Genomic DNA, 20,452 nt, shown 5'->3' with positions numbered 1-20,452 from the left:
AGAATAGTACGTATGTTCGAGCAGAAGTTGTGTATGCCGGTCGAGTTGCGGTCCCTGGGGGACGCGGCGCTGGTGGATGCGATTGCGGCGTCGGCCCGTGCTGCGGCGGCGGCCGAGGCGCATCATTGGGCGGCGGTGGCGGAGCTGACGCGCCGGCGTCTGGGCGTCGAGCAGCATCCGGGGTGGGGCTGTGATGACTGGGATGCCGCGGCGGCGGAGATCAGCTGCGTGTTGAACGTCAAGCACGGTCGGGCGATGGGGGTGATGGAACGGGCGATCGCGCTGGCCGAGGCCTTGCCGAAGGTGGGTGCCTTGTTTTTGGCGGGGGAGTTTTCGGTGTTGACGGCGATGAGCATCATCAGCCGCACCTCCCAGGTCCTCGATCCCGAGGCGCGCGCGCCGGTGGATGCGGCGATCGCGGCTGCGGTGACGACGTGGGAGCCGTTGTCGCAGGCGAAGCTGGAAACCGCGATCGATGTGATCATCGACGGGGTCGATCCGGATGCGGTGCGCCGGTCCCGCCAGACGGTGGCCGATCGCCACATCACCATCGGTGACCCCCGTAGCGACGGCAATGATTTGTCCACGGTCTGGGGGCGGCTGGCCAAGGCGGATGCCGCCCTGCTGGACGACACGTTGACCGCGATGGCCAAGGCGGTCTGCGACGATGACCCGCGGACTCTGGCGTAGCGGCGCGCCGATGCGATGGCCGCGCTGGCCGCCCGCAGTGATCACCTGGTGTGCGCCTGTGACAATCCCGGGTGTTCGGCGAAGACGGGGCCCATCCCGCGGCGGGGGTGGTGATTCATGTGGTGACCAACGCCGCGATCCCCGCGACGGGCACGGCGGGGATCCGTAAGGCGGCCAACAGTGTGCCCGGCGAGCGGCCGCCGGCCCGCCCGGCCGCGATCATCTCGGGCCGCGGGTTCCTCTCGGCCGAGGCGGTCGCCGATCTGCTGGCCCACGGGGCGAAAGTCCGCACCGTGGCCACCCCGGCGCAGGATGCGGGCCCCGAGTCGCGGTACCGGCCGTCGACCGCGTTGGATGAGTTCATCCGGGCCCGGGATCTGACGTGCCGGTTCCCCGGGTGCGACAAACCGGCGGTCAAATGCGATATCGACCACAGCGAACCTTGGGGGTCCGGGGGCCACATGCACCCGTCGAAGCTCCATGGCTACTGCCGTCTGCATCATCTGCTCAAAACGTTTTGGGACGGTTGGACCGAAGTGCAGTACCCCGACGGGCGGTTGACCATCACCACCCCCACCGGTCACAGCTACACCACCATCCCGCTCAGTGCGGTGCTGTTCCCGGAGTGGGATACGACTACCGGGCCGGCCCCGCCGCCGGGTAAGCCGCGGCGCACCTGCGGGCCGGGGCGAACGTTGAAGATGCCGGCGCGCACACAGTCCCGAGCCAAGACCCGCGCCCAGCGCATCGAACGCGAACGCGCCCGCAACCACGCGCAGATCCTGGCCGCGGACGCCGCGGCCAAGGCCGCCGCCCGCGAAGCCGGAAAACCCGAACCCGCAGGCACTTTCGACCCACCACCCTTCTGACGGGCGCGCTACCGATCGCCGGCCAGGGCGAACTGGTAAGCCGCGGTGGTGACCGGTCGGTCGCCGTTGCCCTCGTCGTAGATCAGCACCCGGGCGGTGGCCAGCGATCCGGTGGCAGCCGCCGAATCGGCTTCCAGGCGGAAGGGTCCCACCTTGCCGCGGGCCAGGAACATCACCTGCGCGGACAGCCCGGTGAGCCGGTCGGAGCCCGCCGCGGCGCCGGCCGCCTCCCGCGCCACCGTCTCCGCCGCGACGAACTGCGGCCCGATGTGCAGCGCGGCGTCCGGGGAAGCCAGCTCGACCCTGAGTTCCGGCAGTGCCCAGCGGCCGTCGGGCCGCCGGGCGGCGCCGAACACCCGCCACAGCGGCGGCAGGTCGGGGGAGTCGACGATGTGCAGCGGCCGGGGCTCCATCTTCGCCAGGCCGGCCGGCGGGGTGCCGAGGCTGACGCCCTGGCCCTGGGTCAGCGCCAGCAGCCGGTCCGGGTTGTCGGCGTCGACGATGCGCGACCGGCTGTAACCGAACTGGCGGCCGCGCTTGAGGGTCTCGGACACCACCTCGATGCGGTGGACGTCGCGGCCCGGGTCGAGCACCTGCGCCGACCAGACCACCGGGTTGGGCACCGCCTCCAGATCCGACATGCCGCCGCCCTCCGGGGAGCAGATGCCCAACACGGCCAGCAGCACCCCGCCGTCGGCGTCGCGCATGTCGCGGCGCAGCGTCACCGTGTTGTCGGTCTCGCCGGTGTCCATTACGTCGTAGTGCCGGCCCAGGTAGCGGTAGGACAGCAGACCGCCCCAGCGTTCCCGGAGTTCGGCCGCGTAGGCGTCGGGGTCGTCGGTCAGTTCGCGGATATCGCGCGGCATGTGCGGCTCCTGTGTGCGGTGTCGGGTCAGGGCCAGATGGCGGTGCGGCGCACCGGTTGGGCCGCCTGCGCGCGGGAGGCCAGCCCGCGGCGCAGCGCATCGAGCAGCGCGTCGCGGGTTTCCCGGGGGTCGATCAGCTCGTCGAAGCCGAAGTTCTCCGCCGAGCTCAGCGAGGCCCGCAACTCGTCGTCGCGCAGCGACTGGGCCAGATCGGCGTCGGCCTTGGCGGCCCGGCTCAACGCCGCCGCGCTCATCGCGCCCAGCCCGGCGCCGGGATAGCCGAAGGTGGCGCTCTGCCCGTCGAATCCGAGCAGCGACATCACCATCGACCCGAAGCCGTAGGCCTTGCGCACGGTCAGGTGCAGTTTGACCGTCTCGGCCATGGTCTGCGCGGCGAACATCCGGGCCCCGGCCCGCAGTACCCCGTCGCGCTCGGACCGGCTGCCCGGCAGCATGCCGGGATTGTCGGCCAGGAAGATCAGCGGCAGGTGGAACGAGTCGGCGACGGTGATGAAATGCGCGGCCTTGTCCGCCGCCGCGGTGTCGATGGCGCCCGCGCCCGCCCGCGGCTGGTTGGCCACCACCGCTACCGGGTGACCGCCCAGGTGGGCCAGCGCGCAGATGATCGCCGGGCCGTAGCCCGGGGCCACCTCGAACCTCCGCGGGGAATCGAAGATCACGTCCAGCACCGCGCGCATGTCGTAGCTGCGGCGGGAATCGCGCGGCACGATGTCGAGCAGCTCGCCGGTGGCCCGGGGTCCGGTGTCGCCGCCGGCGGCATCCGGCGGATAGCTGTACGCACTGGACGGGAAATAGCTCAGATACCGGCGGATGTCGGCCAGCACCGACGCGTCGTCGGGGGCGACGTTGTGGATCACCCCGCTGGCCACCGCCACCTTCGGCCCGCCCAGATCGGCCTTGTCGATGTGCTCGCCGGTGGATTCGGCCACCACCGGCGGCCCGGCGGTGAAGATCGCCCCGGCGTTGCTCATGATCCGGAAATCGCACACCGGGGCGACCAGGGCGCCGTGCCCGGCCGACGGGCCCAGCACCGCGGCCACCGTCGGCACCAGCCCGGAGCAGCGGGCCTGGGCGATCAGGTCGACCGGCGAGCGCCCGCCCTGCTTGCCGGGCCGAAAACCGGCTCCCTCCAACAGCATCACCAGCGGGATCTTGTCGCGGACCGCCAGCTCGGCGATCCGGTAGCGCTTGGCGTTGCTGCCGGACCCGATGGTGCCCGCGGCGCTGGTGAAGTCCTCGGCGCCCACCAGCACCGGGGCGCCGTCGATACGTCCCGAGCCGGTGACGATGCCGTCGGCGGCCACCTCGGCGCCCACCAGCGTGCCGATCTCCCGGAAGCTGCCGGGGTCCAGCAGTGCGTCGATACGGCCCCGGGCATCGAGCTTCCCGGAGCCGCGGTGGGCGGCCAGCCGGTCGGGTCCGCCCATGGCGCGCGCACGGTCACGGTGGGCGGCCAGCTCGGCCAGCGTGGCGTCCCAGGACATGGCACTCCCTCCATCGTTGACCGTACCGAATTGATTACTGTAGCGTCACCAGCATGGTCGGGGCACTCAAAATCGACCGGGGGTTTCCCGGCCGCCCGGCCGACGTCGCAGCGACCGTCGCCCGCGTGGAGGACGACGGATTCGACGGCTGCTGGACCGGCGAGATCAACCACGACCCGTTCCTGGGCGCGCTGCTGGCCGCCGAGCATTCCCGGACCGTCAGCATCGGCACGTCCATCACCGTGGCCTTCGCCCGCAACCCGATGACGCTGGCCCAGTCCGCCTGGGATCTGGCGGACTACTCCGGTGGCCGGTTCCTGCTCGGTCTGGGCACCCAGATCCGCCCGCACATCGAGAAGCGCTTCTGTATGCCGTGGAGCCGGCCGGTGGCCCGGATGGCCGAGTACATCGCCGCGCTGCGGGAGATCTGGCGCTGCTGGCGCACCGGGGACCGGCTGTCGTTCACCGGGGAGTTCTACACCCATTCGCTGATGACCCCGATGTTCACCCCGGAACCCACCGAGGTCACCGACCCGCCGATCCTGCTCGCCGCCGTCGGGCCCGCGATGACCGCCCTGTGCGGCCGGGCCGCCGACGGGATGCTGGTGCACGCGTTCTCCACCGCCCGGTACTTCGACGAGGTCAGCGCACCGGCGCTGCGGGCCGGGCTGGACGACGCCGGGCGCAGCCGTGACGAACTGACGGTGGCGGCACCGGTTTTCATCGCCACCGGCCGTGACGACGCCGAAATAGCCTCCGCCGCAGACCGATTGCGCACCCAGATCGCTTTCTACGCCTCCACCCCCGCGTACCGACCGGTGCTCGACGTGCACGGCTGGGGCGAACTGCAGCCGGAACTGCGCCGGTGCTCGCGCGACGGCGACTGGGCCGGGATGGGGCAGCGGATCGACGACGAGGTGCTCTCGACATTCGCCGTCGTCGCACCACCGGAGGAGGTCGCCGCCACGCTGTGGCAGCGCTGCGCGGGCCGCATCGACCGGGTGCTGCCGGGATTCGCCGCCGGCACCGACGAGGGCCTGGCCGGTGAGATCCTCGACGACCTGCGGAACCAGATCCGCACTCAGGAAAGGTGATTGCGCCCGTGGCAGCTGGCACAGACAGGATCCGCGGACGAACCGCGGTGATCACCGGCGCGGCCCGCGGTATCGGGCTGGCCACCGCGACGGCGCTGCTGGAGCGCGGTGCGACGGTGGTCATCGGCGACCGGGACGCCCCCGCGCTGCGCAGCGCGCTGGCCGGGTTCGGCCCGGGCGCGGTCATCACCGGCCATCCGGTCGACGTCACCGACCCGGAATCGATGGCCGCCTTCTTCGACGCCGCCCGCGCCGACGGCGGCGGACGCATCGACATCCTGGTCAACAACGCCGGCGTGATGCCCGTCGGGGCGTACCTGGACCAGAGCGAACAGCTCACCCGCACCGCCGTCGACGTCAACCTTCTCGGCGTGCTGACCGGCTGCCGGCTGGTGCTCCCGGAGATGGTGGCCCGGCGCAGCGGGCACATCGTCAACATCGCCTCGCTGGCCGGTGCGGTCCCGGTGCCGGGCCAGGTGGTCTATGCGGCAACGAAATTCGCCGTCATCGGGTTGACCTGCTCGATGGCCGACGAGTTCGCGCCCTACGGTGTCGAGGTGTCGGCGATACTGCCGCCGTTCACCGCCACCGAGCTGATCGCCGGGACCCAATCCGTCGGAGGCAGCAAACCCGTTGCGCCGCAGCGCATCGCAGCCGCCGTCGTCGGGGTGCTGGACCGGCCGCGCACACAGGTGATGGTGCCCGCCGGAATGCGGGTGATGGCACCGATACTGGGCCTACTGGGGGCGCGCACCCGCCGCTGGGTGCACGCCCGCATGGGTTCGGACCGGATGTTCCTGGATTTCGACGTCGCGGCACGCCGCAGCTACCAACAGCGAGTCGAGACCGCCACCGGCCTGGTCCAGGCCGATCCCGTTGAAGAAGTGGAGAACCACCATGGCTGAACCCGCCGTCGAATCCCTGGGTGCGATGCTGGCCGACCCGAAGGCCTACACCGACGAGCCCCGGCTGCACGCCGCGCTGGCCCAGCTGCGGGCCACCGAACCGATCAGCCGGGTCGAGGTCGACGGCTACGCCCCGTTCTGGGTGATCACCAAGCACGCCGACATCATGGAGATCGAGCGCGCCAACGACATCTTCACCAACTATCCGCGGCCGGTGCTGATGACCAGGGAGGCCGACGAGCAGCAGGCGGCCGTCGGCATCCGCACCCTGATCCACATGGACGACCCCGAACACCGCGACTTCCGGGCCATCGGGGCGAACTGGTTCCGGCCCAAGGCCATGCGGGCCCTGAAGGACCGCGCCGAGGAACTCGCCGTCCGCTTCGTCGACGAGATGGCCGCCGTCGCACCCGATTGCGACTTCGTCCAGCAGGTCGCCGTCAACTACCCGCTGTACATGATCATGTCGCTGCTCGGCGTGCCGGAGGAGGACTTCCCCCGGATGCTGCTGTGGACCCAGGAGATGTTCGGCAACGACGACGCCGAATACCAGCGCGGGTCGACCAAGGAGGAACAGGTCCAGGCGCTGCTGGACATGTTCGCCTACTTCTCGGCGATGACCGCCGAACGCCGCGCCAACCCGACCGAGGACCTGGGCTCGGCGGTGGCCAACGCCACCATCAACGGCGAACCGCTCAGCGATATCGACACCGTCTCCTACTACGCGATCATCGCCGGTGCCGGGCACGACACCACCAGCGCCGCCATCGCCGGCGGATTGGCCGCGCTACTGGAGTACCCCGACCAGCTGGCCCGGCTGCAGGCGGACATGTCGCTGATGCCGCTGGCCGTCGAGGAGATGATCCGCTGGACCACCCCGGTCAAGGAATTCATGCGAACCGCCCAGCGCGACTACACGATTCGCGGCGTCACCATCCCGGCCGGCGAGGCGGTGCTGCTGTCGTACGTGTCCGGGAACCGCGACGAGGAGATCTTCTCCGACCCGTTCCGGTTCGACATCGCCCGCGACCCGAACAAGCACATCTCGTTCGGCTACGGCGTGCACTTCTGTCTGGGGGCCGCGCTGGCGCGACTGGAGGTCAGCAGCTTCTTCGGGGAACTGCTGCCGCGGCTGGAGATCATCGAACAGACGGGGCCCGCCGAGCCGATGGCGACCACCTTCGTCGGCGGCCTCAAGCACCTGCCCATCCGGTACCGGCTCAGGCCGTCAGGTACGGCACCATCCAATTGATCTCGCCGGGCAGCTGCGAACTCCAGAACGCGCCGTCGTGGCCGCCCGGTGAGGTGCCGCCGGCCGGTGGGCTGGGCAGCTGCGCGATGAATGACTGGGTGGCCGAATAGAACGGATCGGCGTCACCGATGTCGATCCGGATCGGGATACCCGCCAATCCGGGCATCCCGAACACAGAGTTGGCCGCGAAATCGGCGGGCCCGTCGAAGGCTCCGGGTGCGGTCGCGCCAGAGGACAGCCACAGTGCCGGGCTGACGGCGGTGATCGCCGCGGTGCGCCCCGCACCCAGGCGGCCGCCCAGCAGCAACGCGCCGTAGCCGCCCATCGACCAGCCCAGGAACGCCACCCGGGAGGTGTCCAGACCCTGGTCGGACAGCATCGGGATCAGCTCGTTGAGCACCATCGCACCGGCGTCCTCACCAGAGGACCGGGCGTGCCAGTAGCTGCCGCCGCCGTCGACGGACACCACGGCGAACGGCGCCAGCCCGTTGGCGACGGCCTGGGCCACGCCCTGCTCGACGCCGCCGGCCATCACGCTGGCGGCGTCGCCGCCCTTGCCGTGCAGGGCGATGATCGGGCGCAGCGGTGCGGTCTGCCCCGGCGGACGGGCGATGGCCCAGTTGGTGGTGATGCCGCCGCGTGCCGCGGAGACGAAGGACCCGGTGACCATGGTGGGCGCCGGGGTGGCCGGCGCGGCCGGAACCATCGGTGCGCCAGGGGCCAGTGGGGCCGGTGGTGCGGGGTTCGGGCCGGGCGTCGCCGACGACGCGGGCAGCAACTCGCTCAGCGCGGCGGCACCCGCCGCCCCGGCGGTCAGCCCCAGCCCGAGCCGCAGTACCGCGCGGCGATGAATTTCCGGCATCCGGTCATCATGCCATCGCACCGGATTGCCAGAAAACGCTCAGCGTTCCCCACGTTGCTGGCAGCATGTTCAACTGTGACTGCAGCGGTCACCCCGAAGGGGGAACGTCGACGTGACGCGCTGGTATGCGCGGCCGCCGAATTGCTGCGCGAGGGGGGATTCGACGCCGTCCGGCACCGCGCGGTCGCTCATCGCGCGGGTTTGCCGCTGGCGTCGACCACCTACTATTTCGCTTCGCTGGAGGAGCTGATCGCGGCGGCCGTCGAGCACACCGCGCTGCACGAGGCGAACCTGCTGCGGGCGCGAATCGACGGCCTGTCCCGGCGGCGCCGCGGCGCGGAATCCATCGCCGAACTTCTCGTCGAACTTCTCGTCGACGACACCGACGGCAGCGAGGAACTCGTCTCCCGCTACGAGCGCTACATCGCCTGCGCCCGCCAACCCGGGCTGCGTGAGGTGGAACGCCGGATCCGCCAGCAGCGCACCGACGCCGTCGGCGAAGTGGTGACCCGGTCCGGCCGGTTCGCCCGCACCGAACTGCTTGCCGCGCTCGTCTGCGCGGTCGACGGCGCGGTGGTGTCGGCACTCGTCGACGAGGCCGCCACCCCCCGGGCCACCGCCCGCGCCACCCTCATCGACGTCATCGATGTGCTGGCGCCATACGATCTGCACGCGGTACCCGGCCCGTAGGCTGTGTGGCCGTGAGCATTCCCAATGTCCTGGCCACCCGTTACGCCAGCGCCGAGATGGTGGCGATCTGGTCCCCGGAGAACAAGATCATCGCCGAACGGCGGCTGTGGCTGGCGGTGCTGTCCGCCCAGGCCGAACTCGGCGTCGCGGTGCCCGCCGAGGTGATCGCCGACTACCAGCGGGTGCTCACCGACGTCGACCTGGCGTCCATCGCGGACCGCGAGCGCGTCACCCGGCACGACGTCAAGGCCCGCATCGAGGAATTCAACGCCCTCGCCGGCCACGAGCACGTGCACAAGGGTATGACCAGCCGGGATCTCACCGAGAACGTCGAGCAGCTGCAGATCCGCCAGTCCCTGGAGCTGGTGTACGCCCGCGGGGTGGCCGTCGCCGCCCGGCTGGCCGATCGGGCCGTCGGCTACCGGGATCTGGTGATGGCCGGGCGCAGCCACAACGTCGCCGCCCAGGCCACCACGCTGGGCAAGCGGTTCGCCTCCGCCGCCGGCGAGACCCTGCTCGGCCTGGACCGGCTGCGCGAGCTCATCGACCGTTACCCGCTGCGCGGGATCAAGGGACCGATGGGCACCGCCCAGGACATGCTCGACCTGTTCGACGGCGACACCGCCAAACTGGCCGAGCTGGAGCACCGCGTCGCCGAGTTCCTGGGCTTCGCCGCGGTGCTGGACAGCGTCGGCCAGGTGTACCCGCGGTCGCTGGACCACGACGTGCTCTCCGGGCTGGTGCAGCTGGGCGCGGCCGGATCGTCGCTGGCGCACACCATCCGGCTGATGGCCGGCCACGAACTGGTCACCGAGGGGTTCGCCCCCGGCCAGGTCGGCTCCTCGGCCATGCCGCACAAGATGAACACTCGCAGCTGCGAGCGGGTCAACGGACTGCAGGTGGTGCTGCGCGGCTACGCGTCGATGGCCGCCGAACTGGCCGGCGCGCAGTGGAACGAGGGCGACGTGTTCTGCTCGGTGGTGCGCCGGGTCGCGCTGCCGGACGCCTTCTTCGCCATCGACGGACAGACCGAGACGCTGCTGACCGTGCTCGACGAGTTCGGCGCCTACCCGGCCGTCATCGCCCGCGAACTGGACCGCTACCTGCCGTTCCTGGCGACCACCCGGATCCTGATGGCCGCGGTGCGGGCCGGTGTCGGCCGGGAGACTGCCCACGAGGTGATCAAGGAGCACGCCGTCGCCGTCGCCCTGGCCATGCGCGAGGAGGGGCGCGACCCCGACCTGCTGGACCGGCTGGCCGCCGACGACCGGCTGCCGCTGGACCGAGCGGCACTCGACGCCGCGCTGGCCGACAAGGCGGCGTTCACCGGTGCGGCCGGTGATCAGGTCGACCGGGTCGCCCTCGCCGTCGCCGAGTTGGTCACCCGCTACCCCGACGCCGCCGGCTACACCCCGGGCGCCATCCTCTGACCCGGCCGGCGCGGCGGGCGCAGGCCCGCCGCCCGCAACTCCAGGCCGGCCAGGGCGCCGATCACCTCCGGATCGCGGTGTCGCCAGGCGCCCACCGGATCGCCGCTGACGGCCACCAGCTTGCGCACCGGGCGGTTGGTCAGCGCCCGCAGGGCCAGCAGTTCGTCCCCGGCCGGGCTGCCCACCAGCGACAACACCAGCCACTTGCGGCGGAAGAACCGCACCCGCAGCCACAGCCACGGGCCGGCCACCGCCAGGATCGGCGCCGCGGCGACCGCGATGGCCAGCAGCCAGGCCAGCCAGGTCGCGGTGTCGTGCAGGTTCGCACCGGCGTCGGCCAGCTCCGTGGCCCCGCGGCTGGCCGCGTCCAACGGGCTGGACAGGTGGTTGCCGACCAGCGGCACATGGCCGATGCTGCTGCCGGCGTCGGCCAGGTTCTGCGAGATCCCCGACGCCCCACTCTGCACCTGGGTGCCGACCGCGGCGATCGATGCGATGGCGCTGTGCACCAGCGCACCGACCATCACCCAGACCGTGATCCAGCCGATGACCAGCACATCGGAGGTGAACTGGGCGAGGAACCGGTGCGGCCGGCTGGAATAGGGCAGATAACGCGAACTCATAGCGCCGATCCCAGCATGCCGGGGCCCCGCGCGGAGTCGTTAGGCTGATCCGATGCGTCCCGCCCTGACCGATTACCGGCACCTGGCCAGCGGAAAGGTCCGCGAGCTCTACGACATCGATGCCGACACGCTGCTGTTCGTCGCCACCGACCGGATCTCCGCCTACGACTTCATCCTGGACACCGAGATCCCCGACAAGGGCCGGATCCTGACGGCGATGAGCGTGTTCTTCTTCGATCTGGTCGACGCGCCCAACCACCTGGCCGGACCGCCGGACGACCCGCGCATTCCCGACGAGGTGCTCGGCCGCGCCCTGGTGGTGCGCAAACTGGACATGATGCCGGTGGAGTGCGTGGCCCGCGGCTACCTCACCGGCTCCGGCCTGGCCGACTACCAGCGCACCGGCCGGGTCTGCGGCATCGACCTGCCCCCGGGCCTGGAGGAGGCCAGTCGGTTCGACCAGCCGCTGTTCACCCCGGCCACCAAGGCCGAGATCGGCGACCACGACGAGAACATCAGCTACGGCGACGTCATCGAACTGGTCGGCGCCGTGCGCGCGGACCAGCTCCGCCGGCTGACGCTGGCCACCTACCTGCAGGCCGCCGACCACGCGCTGACCCGCGGCGTCATCATCGCCGACACCAAGTTCGAGTTCGGCGTCGACGCGGACGGCCAACTGCGGCTGGCCGACGAGGTCTTCACCCCGGACTCCTCGCGCTACTGGGACGCCGCGAACTACCGGCCCGGTGTGGTGCAACCCAGCTTCGACAAGCAGTTCGTCCGCAACTGGCTGACGGCGCCGGAGACCGGCTGGGACCGCAGCGGCGACGCAGGGCCCCCACCGCTGCCGCCGGACATCGTCGACGCGACCCGCGAGCGCTATATCGAGGCCTACGAACGGATCTCCGGGTTGTCGTTCGCCGACTGGCTGGGACCCACCCGGTGACCCCGCCCGTCGCCAAGCGCCTCGACGTCCGCCGCGAACACCACGGCCGCGTCTTCGTCGACCCGTACGAGTGGTTGCGCGACAAGGACGACGCCGCCGTGACGGCCTACCTGGAAGCCGAGAACACCTACGCCGACGCGGTGACCGCGGACCAGGAGGACCTGCGCGGCGCCATCTTCGACGAGATCAAGGCCCGCACCAAGGAGACCGACCTGTCGGTGCCGACCCGGCGCGGCGACCACTGGTACTACGCCCGCAGCTACGAGGGCCGTCAGTACGGACTGCAGTGCCGCTGCCCCGCGCTCGACGATTCCTGGGTGCCACCGCAATTCGACGAGCACACCGAGATCCCCGGTGAGGAGATCCTGCTCGACGAGAACGAACTCGCCGACGGCCACGAGTTCTTCGCCCTCGGGGCGGTCGCGGTCAGCCTCGACGGCAACGTGCTCGCGTACGCCGTCGACACCGTCGGCGACGAGCGGTACACCCTGCGGTTCAAGGACCTTCGCACCGGATCGCACTACCCGGACACCATCACCGGGATCGCCGCCGGAGTCACCTGGGCGGCCGACAACCGGACGGTGTACTACCTGACCGTCGACGACGCGTGGCGCACCGACACCGTGTGGCGCCACCGGATCGGATCCGGGCAGCCCGGTGAACGCGTGTATCACGAACCCGACGAACGGTTCTGGCTCGGCGTCGGGCGCACCCGCAGCAACCGGTACGTGATGATCGCCTCCGGCTCCGGTGTCACCTCCGAGGTGTTCTACGCCGACGCCGCCGATCCGACGGCGGAGTTCGTCTCGATCCTCGGCCGCCGCGACGGCATCGAGTACTCGGCCGAGCACGCGGTACTCGGCGGCACGGACCACTTCCTGATCGTGCACAACGACGGTGCGGTCAATTTCGCGATGACGGTGGCGCCGGTCGCCGACCCGGGCGACCAGCGCACGCTGATCGCCGGCAGCGACGACGTCCGCATCGACGGCGTCGACGCGTTCGCCCGCCACCTGGTGGTCAGCTACCGCGGCGACGGCCTGCCCCGAATCCAGCTGTGGCCCATCGGAACCAACGGTGAATTCGGGTCGCCGCAGGAGATCGGCTTCGATTCGGAACTGATGTCGGTGGGGCTGGGCGCCAATCCGAACTGGGATCCGGCGCGGCTGCGGTTCGCCGCCACCTCGTTCGTGGTGCCGCTGCGCATCTACGACCTCGACCTGGCCACCGGTGATCGGATCTTGCTCAAGGAGCAACCGGTGCTCGGCGACTACCACGCCGATGACTATGTGGAACACCGAGATTGGGCGATCGCCGAAGACGGCACCCGGGTGCCGATCTCGCTGATCCGCCGCCGTGACGTGACCTTCCCGGCGCCGGCGCTGGTGTACGGCTACGGAGCGTACGAGGCCTGCGAGGATCCCCGGTTCTCCATCGCCCGGCTGTCCCTGCTCGACCGCGGCATGGTGTTCGCCATCGCCCACGTGCGCGGCGGAGGCGAACTCGGCCGCCGCTGGTACGAGGACGGCAAACTGCTGCACAAGGTGCACACCTTCACGGACTTCATCGCGGTCGCACGCCATCTCGTGGACACCGGGGTGACCACCGGGGACCGGCAGGTGGCGCTCGGCGGCAGCGCCGGCGGTCTGCTGATGGGGGCGGTCGCCAACATGGCGCCCGAACTGTTCGCCGGCATCCTCGCGCAGGTCCCGTTTGTCGACCCGCTGACCTCGATGCTCGACCCGTCGCTGCCGCTGACCGTCACCGAATGGGACGAATGGGGAAACCCGTTGGTGGACAAAGACGTCTACGACTACATGGCGTCCTACTCGCCGTACGAGAACGTGGGGCCGCGGGACTACCCGGCGATCCTGGCGATGACCTCACTCAACGACACCAGGGTGCTCTACGTCGAACCGGCGAAATGGGTTGCCGCGCTGCGGCACGCCAAGACCGACGCGCACCCAGTGCTGCTGAAGACGCAGATGAGCGCCGGTCACGGCGGAGTCAGCGGCCGTTACGAGCGGTGGCGGGAAGTGGCCTTCCAGTACGCCTGGCTGTTGTGCACCTCAGGATGCGCGGACAGTTCGGCCGCCGTCCTTGTCGCGGACACCGATTCGTCACCCGGGGGCGCGACACTGCGGGAGTGACAGGACGACTGATCGTCTCGGTGTCTGGGATCTCCCGGCACACACTCACCCCGGTGTCGGCATTCTGTGCGGCGCTGTCGCAGCGCGGCGTGCCGGCGTCACTGCTGGTGGCCCCGCGGCTGCCCGGCGGATATCGGCTGGCCGAGGATCCGGCCACGGTGGACTGGCTGCACACCCGGCGCGACGCCGGGGATGCGGTGCTGCTGCACGGCTACGACCAGGCCGGTAAGGGCCGCCGCGGCGAGTTTGCCGAACTGTCGGCGCACGAGGCCAAACTGCGGCTGTTGGCCGCCGACCGGGCGTTCGAACAACTTGGTCTGCGAACCCGGCTCTTCGCCGCACCCCACTGGCACGCCTCACCGGGTGCCGTCGCCGCCTTGCCCCAGTGCGGTTTCCGGCTGCTGGCGTCCTCGGCGGAGATCGTCGACCTGGTGCGCGACCGCGCCGAACGGGCCCGGGTCCTCGGCGCCGGCGGGGGACTGCAGTCCGAGCCGTGGTGGTGCCGCACCCTGCTGCGCTCGGCCGACCGGGTCGCCCGGCGCGGCGGCGTGGTCCGGCTCAACGTCACGGCGCGACAGCTCCGCGCACCCGCGCCGCGCCAGGCGCTGCTGCAGGCCGTCGACCTCACCCTGGCGCACGGGCACCAGCCGACGGTCTACCGCTGGGACGCAGACCGGGTCGCTCGCGCCGCCTGAGCCCCGGGTGGGCCCGCGCAGACTAGCGTTGGCCCCATGGACGCAGACGTCATCATCGTCGGAGCCGGGCTGGCGGGGCTGGTCGCCGCCTGCGAACTCGTCGAGCGCGGCAGGCAGGTGCTGATCCTCGACCAGGAGAACGCCGGCAACCTGGGCGGACAGGCGTACTGGTCGTTCGGCGGGCTGTTCTTCGTCGACAGTCCCCAGCAGCGCCGGATGGGCATCCGCGACAGCTACGAGCTGGCCCTGCAGGACTGGATGGGCACCGCCGCATTCGACCGGGACGAGGACTACTGGCCGCGCCAATGGGCCCAGGCCTACGTCGAGTTCGCGGCGGGGGAGAAGCACGCCTGGCTCGCCGAGCGCGGACTGAAGATCTTCCCGATCGTCGGCTGGGCCGAACGCGGCGGTTACGACGCCCGCGGCCACGGCAACTCGGTGCCCCGATTCCACATCACCTGGGGCACCGGCCCGGCGCTGGTCGACATCTTCGCCCGCCGGCTGCTGGGCAACCCGCGCGTCCGGTTCGCCCACCGCCACCGCGTCGACCACCTGATCGTGGAGGACGGCGTCGTGACCGGGGTGCGCGGGGCGATCCTGGAGCCTTCGGACGCCGCCCGTGGCGTGGCATCGAGCCGAAACGTGTTGAGCGCTTTCGAGTTCCGGGCGCAGGCCGTCGTCGTCGCCAGCGGCGGCATCGGCGGAAACACCGATCTGGTACGCAAGAACTGGCCGCGCCGGCTCGGCAAGGTACCCCGCCAGCTGCTGACCGGGGTGCCCGCCCACGTCGACGGCCGAATGATCGGCATCACCGAGGAGGCCGGCGGCACCGTCATCAACCGCGACCGGATGTGGCACTACACCGAGGGCATCACCAACTACGACCCGGTCTGGCCGGGCCACGGCATCCGGATCCTGCCCGGACCGTCGTCACTGTGGCTGGACGCCACCGGACGCCGGCTGCCCGGGCCGCTGTACCCCGGCTTCGACACCCTCGGCACGCTGGCCCACATCACCAAGTCCGGCCACGATTACACCTGGTTCGTGCTCAACGCCCGGATCATCGAGAAGGAGTTCGGCCTGTCCGGCCAGGAGCAGAACCCCGACCTGACCTCCCGCAGCATCCCTCAGGTGCTGGCCCGGGTGCGCCCCGGCGCTCCCGGCCCGGTGCAGGCGTTCGTGGACCGCGGTGTCGACTTCGTCTCCGCGTCGAACCTGACCGAGCTGGTGCAGAAGATGAACGAACTGCCCGACGTCGAACCCCTGGACTACTCCACGGTGGCCGCCGAGGTCACCGCCCGCGACCGGGAGGTCGCCAACAGGTTCAGCAAGGACGGCCAGATCACCGCCATCCGCGGGGCGCGGGCCTATCTGCCCGACCGGTTGTCGCGGGTGGTCGCCCCGCACCGCATCACCGACCCCAAGGCGGGGCCGCTGATCGCGGTCAAACTGCACGTGCTGACCCGCAAGACCCTCGGCGGGCTGCACACCGACCTGGATTCGCGGGTGCTCGGCGCCGACGGTGACCCGATCCCCGGCCTGTACGCGGCGGGGGAGGCCGCGGGTTTCGGCGGCGGAGGCGTGCACGGCTACCGCTCGCTGGAGGGCACCTTCGTCGGCGGCTGTATCTTCAGCGGCCGCGCCGCCGGCCGGGCGGCGGCGCGCCAGGTTATTTGAGCAGTGCGCGGCTCATGACGACGCGCTGGATCTGGTTGGTGCCTTCGTAGATCTGGGTGATCTTGGCGTCGCGCATCATCCGTTCGACGGGGAAGTCGACGGTGTAGCCGGCCCCACCGAAGAGCTGCACGGCGTCGACGGTGACCTCCATGGCCACGTCGGAGGCAAAGCATTTCGACGCGGCGGAGATGAATCCCAGATTGGTTTCGCCACGCTCGGCGCGGGCGGCGGCGTGGTAGACCATCAGCCGGGCGGCTTCGAGCTTCATCGCCATGTCGGCGAGCATGAACTGCACACCCTGAAACGTCGACACCGAAGTGCCGAACTGCTTGCGGTCCTTGGTGTAGGCGATCGCCGCATCGAGGGCACCCTGGGCGATCCCGACGGCCTGCGCCCCGATGGTCGGACGCGTGTGATCCAGGGTGGCCAGCGCGGTCTTGAACCCGGTGCCCGGATCACCGATCATCCGGTCCCCGGGAACCTTGCAGTTCTCGAACGCCAACTCCGCGGTCGGGGAGCCCTTGATGCCGAGTTTGTGCTCGTACCCGGTGACCGAGAAGCCCTCGTCGTCCTTGTGCACCATGAACGCCGAGATGCCGTTGGCGCCCTTGTCCGGGTCGGTCACCGCCATCACCGTGTACCAGTCGGACTTGCCGCCGTTGGTGATCCAGCACTTGGAACCGTTGATGATCCAGCCGTCCCCGTCGGCCTTGGCGCGGGTGCGCATCGCGGCGGCATCCGAACCGGCCTCGCGCTCGGAAAGCGCGTAGGAGGCCATGGTGTCCCCGGCGGCGATGCCGGGCAGCACCTGGCTCTTGAGCTCGTCCGAACCCCGCAGGATCAGGCCCATGGTGCCCAGCTTGTTGACCGCCGGGATCAGCGACGCCGAACAGTCCACCCGAGCGACCTCTTCGATGACGATGCACGCCGCCACCGAGTCCGCGCCCTGGCCGCCGTACTCCTCAGGCACGTGTACCGCGTTGAACCCGTTGGCCACCAACGCATCGAGGGCCTCCTGCGGGAACCGGGCATTGGCGTCGACGTCGGCGGCGTACGGAGCGATCTCCTTTTCCGCCAGCGCACGGATCGCCGCCCGCAACTCCTGATGCTCCTCGGGCAACTGGAACAAATCGAACGAAGGGTCTCCACCCCATGCAGCCACCACAATCCTCCTCGATCGTCAACGGGCGTCACTGAAGGTTAGAAAGAACGCGGGCGGTGCGCACCGTTGTGCACGATGAAGAATCGCTGCCGGGTTGTCGCCGCGAGACAAAGGTCGATACTGCACTCGCTCAACCGGCCGGTTTCAGCATGGCCGTGCCGTACCAGGCGCACATCAACAGCGCGATCTCTACGTCCAGGCGGTCGTCGTCGATCGCCATGCCGCGTCGCTCGATGGCCCGCTGAACCCGGTACTTCACCGAATTGGCGTGCAGGTTCATCACCTCGGAGGCGCCCTTGAAACTGGAACCGGCCTGCAGGAACAGTCGCAGGGTGTTGCGCAGGCGAGCGTCGGGTTCGGTGTCGGTGACCAGCGGACCCAGGACCATCTGCACCCAGGTGCGCGCCTGCGCCAGGTCGGAACCCAGCAGGGCGGCGGCGACCAGTCCGGGTTCGGCCGCCGAGGTGATGCGGGCGGGCGGTGTGCCGGAGGCCTGCGCGACGGAGCGGGCGTATGTTGCGAGCTGATGCGAATAGCGGAACCCGGTGATGCCGGGCAACGCCGCACCGGCGGCCACCTCGGGCTGATCAGGATGATCCGACCGGAACTGGCGGATGCGCACCGGGGCGCTGCGGGCGTTCTGGGCGCTCAGCGGGATCCACGCCCAGCCGGTGATGCGGTCGGTCGCGACGAACAGTGGTGGTTCGCCGGCCCCCAACCAGCCGGCTAGCTCGCGGGCGTGCTGCTCCAGTCGGCCCAGTTTGTTCCCGGCCTCCTCGGAATCGAACCAGAGCATCAGTGCGAGGTGGTAGCGACCGAACGGGTACTGCATCTCCTGCTCCACCGCATCGACATCCAGCGGTGATTCGCGCAGAATCTCCCGAATCCGGACCGCGCGCATGTTGTTTCGGTTCTCCAGCCACCGGTCGCGCTCGTCCTGGTAGGTCTCCACCACGCGCTGTGAGATCCAGTCGATGTAGATGAAGGTGACGGTGGCGATCTCGTCGAAGACGTCGAGTTCCAGGGTCGGGTCCAGCTCGCGACGGCGAATCTCCTGTGCGACCAGCGCCAGCAGTCGCTGCTGGCCCAGCCGGTAGGCGCGCACCAGCGCGTTGGGGGCGACTCCGCGCTGGGCCAGCCGGCGCGCGTATTCCAGGGCGGCGAGCGGCGGCTCGTCGGGCTCGATGGGGATGGTGTGCTGGGCGGCGGCGAATATGGTGGCGACGTTGCCCTCGACGCTGTCGCGCAGCAGGTCGAGCAGGGTGGCGTCGCCGCGCAGTTCGTCGATCTCGGCGATCAGGTACTGCTGGATCTCTGCGGTCACCTCGTCGAGGCGATCGGCCAGCTGCCGGACGACCACGGCGCCGGCGTCACTGACGGCGGTGTCGTGGTCGGTGCGGGGCATCTGCCAACCGTAGATCCACCGGTCTTCTCGCATGGCCGGAATTTGGCGCCTCTGTCTCCGGGAGACAACGACCGCCGGTGAACTTCTCGTTTCGCGACGATGTGCCCACCATCACAAATACATAGCGTCGTGACGTCCGTCTCCACCTAATCCCCCGGGAGTCCCGATATGAATCCGACTGCATTGGCAGCCGAGCGCCGAGCCCGCAGCCCACACCGGGCGTGGCCGGCGCTGGTCGTTGTGCTGACCGTGGCCGCCCTGACACTGGCGTGCGGGGTGATCGGGGCCCCCACCTCCCGTGCCGACGACCGCTACTACGAGGAGTTCTACACGCCGCCGGAGCCGCTGCCCGCCGGCCACAACGGTGACCTGATCCGGACCGAGGACTCGCCCCTACGGTTGGAGCCCTCCGGGCAGCTCGGCGCGTATGTCGGCACGGGGACGCGAATCATGTACCGCAGCACCGACGCCCAGGGGCACCCGGTGGCGGTGACGGGCACCTACATCGAGCCCGACGTGCCCTGGCCGGGCAATGGGCCCCGTCCGCTGCTGGCCTATGCCACCGGCCCGTACGGTGCCGGTGAGCAGTGCGCCCCGTCGCGACTGATGAACCAGGGAATCCACTTCTCCCAGGGCTTCGACCTGATGTTCAACATGGAGGAAGGATTCTGGGCGACGATGCTGGCCCGCGGGTTCGCTCTGGTGATCACCGACGGTGTCGGCATGGGTGTGCACGGCCCGCAGTCGCCGCAGTTCCTCAATCGCGTCGCCGCGGGGTCTGCGCTGCTGGATGCCGCGCGGGCCGCCAAGAAGCTGCCCGGCACCTCGCTGACCCCGGACGGTCCGGTGGCGTTCTGGGGCTATGCCTCCGGCGGCCAGGCCGCGCTGTCGGCCGCGGAGATGGCCGGTTCCTATGCACCTGAGCTCAACATCGTCGGAACCATGGCCGACGCACCGGTCACCGACGTCGCCGAGGCCATCCCCGGTATCGACGGGAACTTCTTCGCCGTGCTCGCCGGCTACCTGCTGCGCGGCATCATCGCAGCCTACCCGGACACCGAGCAGCCCATCCGCGATGTGCTGACCCCGCGCGGGCTGCAGATGCTCGACTGGTCCGGGCACACCTGCCTGCTGCAGGGCGGCGTCGACTACGCGTTCCGGCATCTGGAGTTCTGGTTCAACACCGACCTGAACGCCCTGGTGTCCAACGATCCGTTCAAGAGCCTGCTGGCGGCCCAGCGCGTCGGCAACATCAAACCGACTGGTCCGGTGTACATCTCGCACAACAGGTACGACCCGCTGGTGCCCTATCACGCGGCGCGCGAGACCGCCAAGGACTGGTGCGGCATGGGTGCCGACGTGCAGTTCTGGACCAATGAGCAGCCACCGCTGTTCAACAAGCTCGACATCAACAACCTGCTGCCGCTCTACGTCGACGGCGAACGCAACATGGGCTGGGTGGCCGACCGGTTCAACGGGCTGCCGACCACCCCAAACTGCGCTGAACTACGCGATTGACAGGGGGACGGTGTTGTCGCCCGGCGACAACACCGCCCCCCAACTTCTCGTTTCACAACGATGTGTGCGCGCTCACAGCGACATAGCGTTATGACGTCCGCCTCACCAATGCA

Annotated in this window: 18 protein-coding genes; 12 read left to right on the top strand and 6 right to left on the bottom strand. The window is 70.1% G+C overall.

Translation table 11 applies throughout. The annotated features are described in order from the left end of the window. Nucleotides 1-12 precede the first annotated feature (12 nt). Nucleotides 13-690, top strand: coding sequence for a DUF222 domain-containing protein (locus tag G6N16_RS20780; RefSeq protein WP_083030383.1), 678 nt, complete (start codon nt 13-15; stop codon nt 688-690). Nucleotides 691-761: 71 nt separating this feature from the next. Then, nucleotides 762-1,559 (top strand): HNH endonuclease signature motif containing protein, encoded by a 798-nt coding sequence (locus G6N16_RS22015; protein ID WP_083030382.1) that lies wholly within the window; start codon nt 762-764, stop codon nt 1,557-1,559. A gap of 8 nt (nt 1,560-1,567) precedes the next feature. On the opposite strand, the gene G6N16_RS20770 is transcribed toward G6N16_RS22015, so the two are convergent. Both G6N16_RS20770 and G6N16_RS20765 read right to left on the bottom strand, forming a co-directional pair. Beyond that, a complete protein-coding gene (locus G6N16_RS20770; protein WP_083030381.1) occupies nt 1,568-2,425 on the bottom strand; it encodes a hypothetical protein in 858 nt (285 codons plus the stop codon). 26 nt (nt 2,426-2,451) lie between these two features. Continuing rightward, on the bottom strand, nt 2,452-3,930 hold the full coding sequence (locus G6N16_RS20765) for an acyl-CoA carboxylase subunit beta (protein WP_083030380.1): 1,479 nt from the start codon (nt 3,928-3,930) through the stop codon (nt 2,452-2,454). A 53-nt stretch (nt 3,931-3,983) separates the two neighbouring features. Between G6N16_RS20765 and G6N16_RS20760 the strand changes: the two genes are divergently transcribed. The 3 genes from G6N16_RS20760 to G6N16_RS20750 are packed head-to-tail and all read left to right on the top strand — an operon-like array spanning nt 3,984 to nt 7,181. Next, nucleotides 3,984-5,024: a TIGR03617 family F420-dependent LLM class oxidoreductase gene (locus G6N16_RS20760; protein WP_083030379.1), complete on the top strand. Its 1,041-nt coding sequence runs from the start codon at nt 3,984-3,986 to the stop codon at nt 5,022-5,024. 8 nt (nt 5,025-5,032) lie between these two features. Continuing rightward, the gene (locus G6N16_RS20755; protein ID WP_083030442.1) at nt 5,033-5,929 is read left to right on the top strand and encodes an SDR family oxidoreductase; all 897 of its coding nucleotides are present in this window, start codon (nt 5,033-5,035) and stop codon (nt 5,927-5,929) included. Then, a complete protein-coding gene (locus G6N16_RS20750; RefSeq protein ID WP_083030378.1) occupies nt 5,922-7,181 on the top strand; it encodes a cytochrome P450 in 1,260 nt (419 codons plus the stop codon). Before G6N16_RS20755 ends, G6N16_RS20750 begins: the two co-directional genes overlap by 8 nt. On the opposite strand, the gene G6N16_RS20745 is transcribed toward G6N16_RS20750, so the two are convergent. After that, nucleotides 7,150-8,043, bottom strand: coding sequence for an alpha/beta hydrolase (locus tag G6N16_RS20745; protein ID WP_083030377.1), 894 nt, complete (start codon nt 8,041-8,043; stop codon nt 7,150-7,152). The two genes, G6N16_RS20750 and G6N16_RS20745, sit on opposite strands and share 32 nt — an antisense overlap. A gap of 75 nt (nt 8,044-8,118) precedes the next feature. On the opposite strand from G6N16_RS20745, the gene G6N16_RS20740 reads away from it, so the two are divergent. Both G6N16_RS20740 and purB read left to right on the top strand, forming a co-directional pair. After that, nucleotides 8,119-8,733 carry a TetR/AcrR family transcriptional regulator gene (locus G6N16_RS20740; protein ID WP_110810809.1) on the top strand — a complete coding sequence of 205 codons (615 nt, stop codon included), beginning with the start codon at nt 8,119-8,121 and terminating at the stop codon, nt 8,731-8,733. An 11-nt stretch (nt 8,734-8,744) separates the two neighbouring features. After that, the gene (purB, locus tag G6N16_RS20735; RefSeq protein WP_083030441.1) at nt 8,745-10,163 is read left to right on the top strand and encodes an adenylosuccinate lyase; all 1,419 of its coding nucleotides are present in this window, start codon (nt 8,745-8,747) and stop codon (nt 10,161-10,163) included. On the opposite strand, the gene G6N16_RS20730 is transcribed toward purB, so the two are convergent. Beyond that, nucleotides 10,139-10,786, bottom strand: coding sequence for a hypothetical protein (locus G6N16_RS20730; protein ID WP_083030375.1), 648 nt, complete (start codon nt 10,784-10,786; stop codon nt 10,139-10,141). The two genes, purB and G6N16_RS20730, sit on opposite strands and share 25 nt — an antisense overlap. A gap of 52 nt (nt 10,787-10,838) precedes the next feature. Between G6N16_RS20730 and G6N16_RS20725 the strand changes: the two genes are divergently transcribed. Genes G6N16_RS20725 through G6N16_RS20710 form a run of 4 tightly spaced genes read left to right on the top strand, consistent with a single transcriptional unit; the run spans nt 10,839 to nt 16,254 of the window. Then, entirely contained in the window at nt 10,839-11,732 is an 894-nt protein-coding gene (locus G6N16_RS20725) for a phosphoribosylaminoimidazolesuccinocarboxamide synthase (RefSeq protein ID WP_083030374.1), read from the top strand. Further along, on the top strand, nt 11,729-13,882 hold the full coding sequence (locus G6N16_RS20720) for a S9 family peptidase (RefSeq protein WP_234805804.1): 2,154 nt from the start codon (nt 11,729-11,731) through the stop codon (nt 13,880-13,882). Before G6N16_RS20725 ends, G6N16_RS20720 begins: the two co-directional genes overlap by 4 nt. Further along, on the top strand, nt 13,879-14,577 hold the full coding sequence (locus G6N16_RS20715) for a DUF2334 domain-containing protein (protein WP_083030373.1): 699 nt from the start codon (nt 13,879-13,881) through the stop codon (nt 14,575-14,577). The genes G6N16_RS20720 and G6N16_RS20715 overlap by 4 nt, the downstream gene beginning before the upstream one ends. Nucleotides 14,578-14,613: 36 nt before the next feature. Continuing rightward, nucleotides 14,614-16,254 carry an FAD-binding dehydrogenase gene (locus G6N16_RS20710; RefSeq protein WP_083030372.1) on the top strand — a complete coding sequence of 547 codons (1,641 nt, stop codon included), beginning with the start codon at nt 14,614-14,616 and terminating at the stop codon, nt 16,252-16,254. Here G6N16_RS20710 and G6N16_RS20705 read toward each other — a convergent pair. Next, complete coding sequence (locus G6N16_RS20705) at nt 16,247-17,416, bottom strand: acyl-CoA dehydrogenase (RefSeq protein ID WP_163787937.1); 1,170 nt, start codon at nt 17,414-17,416, stop codon at nt 16,247-16,249. The two genes, G6N16_RS20710 and G6N16_RS20705, sit on opposite strands and share 8 nt — an antisense overlap. 130 nt (nt 17,417-17,546) lie before the next feature. Next, nucleotides 17,547-18,821, bottom strand: coding sequence for a PucR family transcriptional regulator (locus G6N16_RS20700; RefSeq protein ID WP_083031706.1), 1,275 nt, complete (start codon nt 18,819-18,821; stop codon nt 17,547-17,549). Nucleotides 18,822-18,989: 168 nt separating this feature from the next. Between G6N16_RS20700 and G6N16_RS20695 the strand changes: the two genes are divergently transcribed. Next, complete coding sequence (locus G6N16_RS20695; RefSeq protein WP_083031695.1) at nt 18,990-20,339, top strand: lipase family protein; 1,350 nt, start codon at nt 18,990-18,992, stop codon at nt 20,337-20,339. The last annotated feature ends 113 nt before the right edge of the window (nt 20,340-20,452 follow it).

Origin of the sequence: Mycolicibacterium insubricum, assembly GCF_010731615.1 — a bacterium.
Taxonomy (GTDB): domain Bacteria; phylum Actinomycetota; class Actinomycetes; order Mycobacteriales; family Mycobacteriaceae; genus Mycobacterium; species Mycobacterium insubricum.
This window is presented reverse-complemented; position numbering and strand designations above follow the sequence as displayed.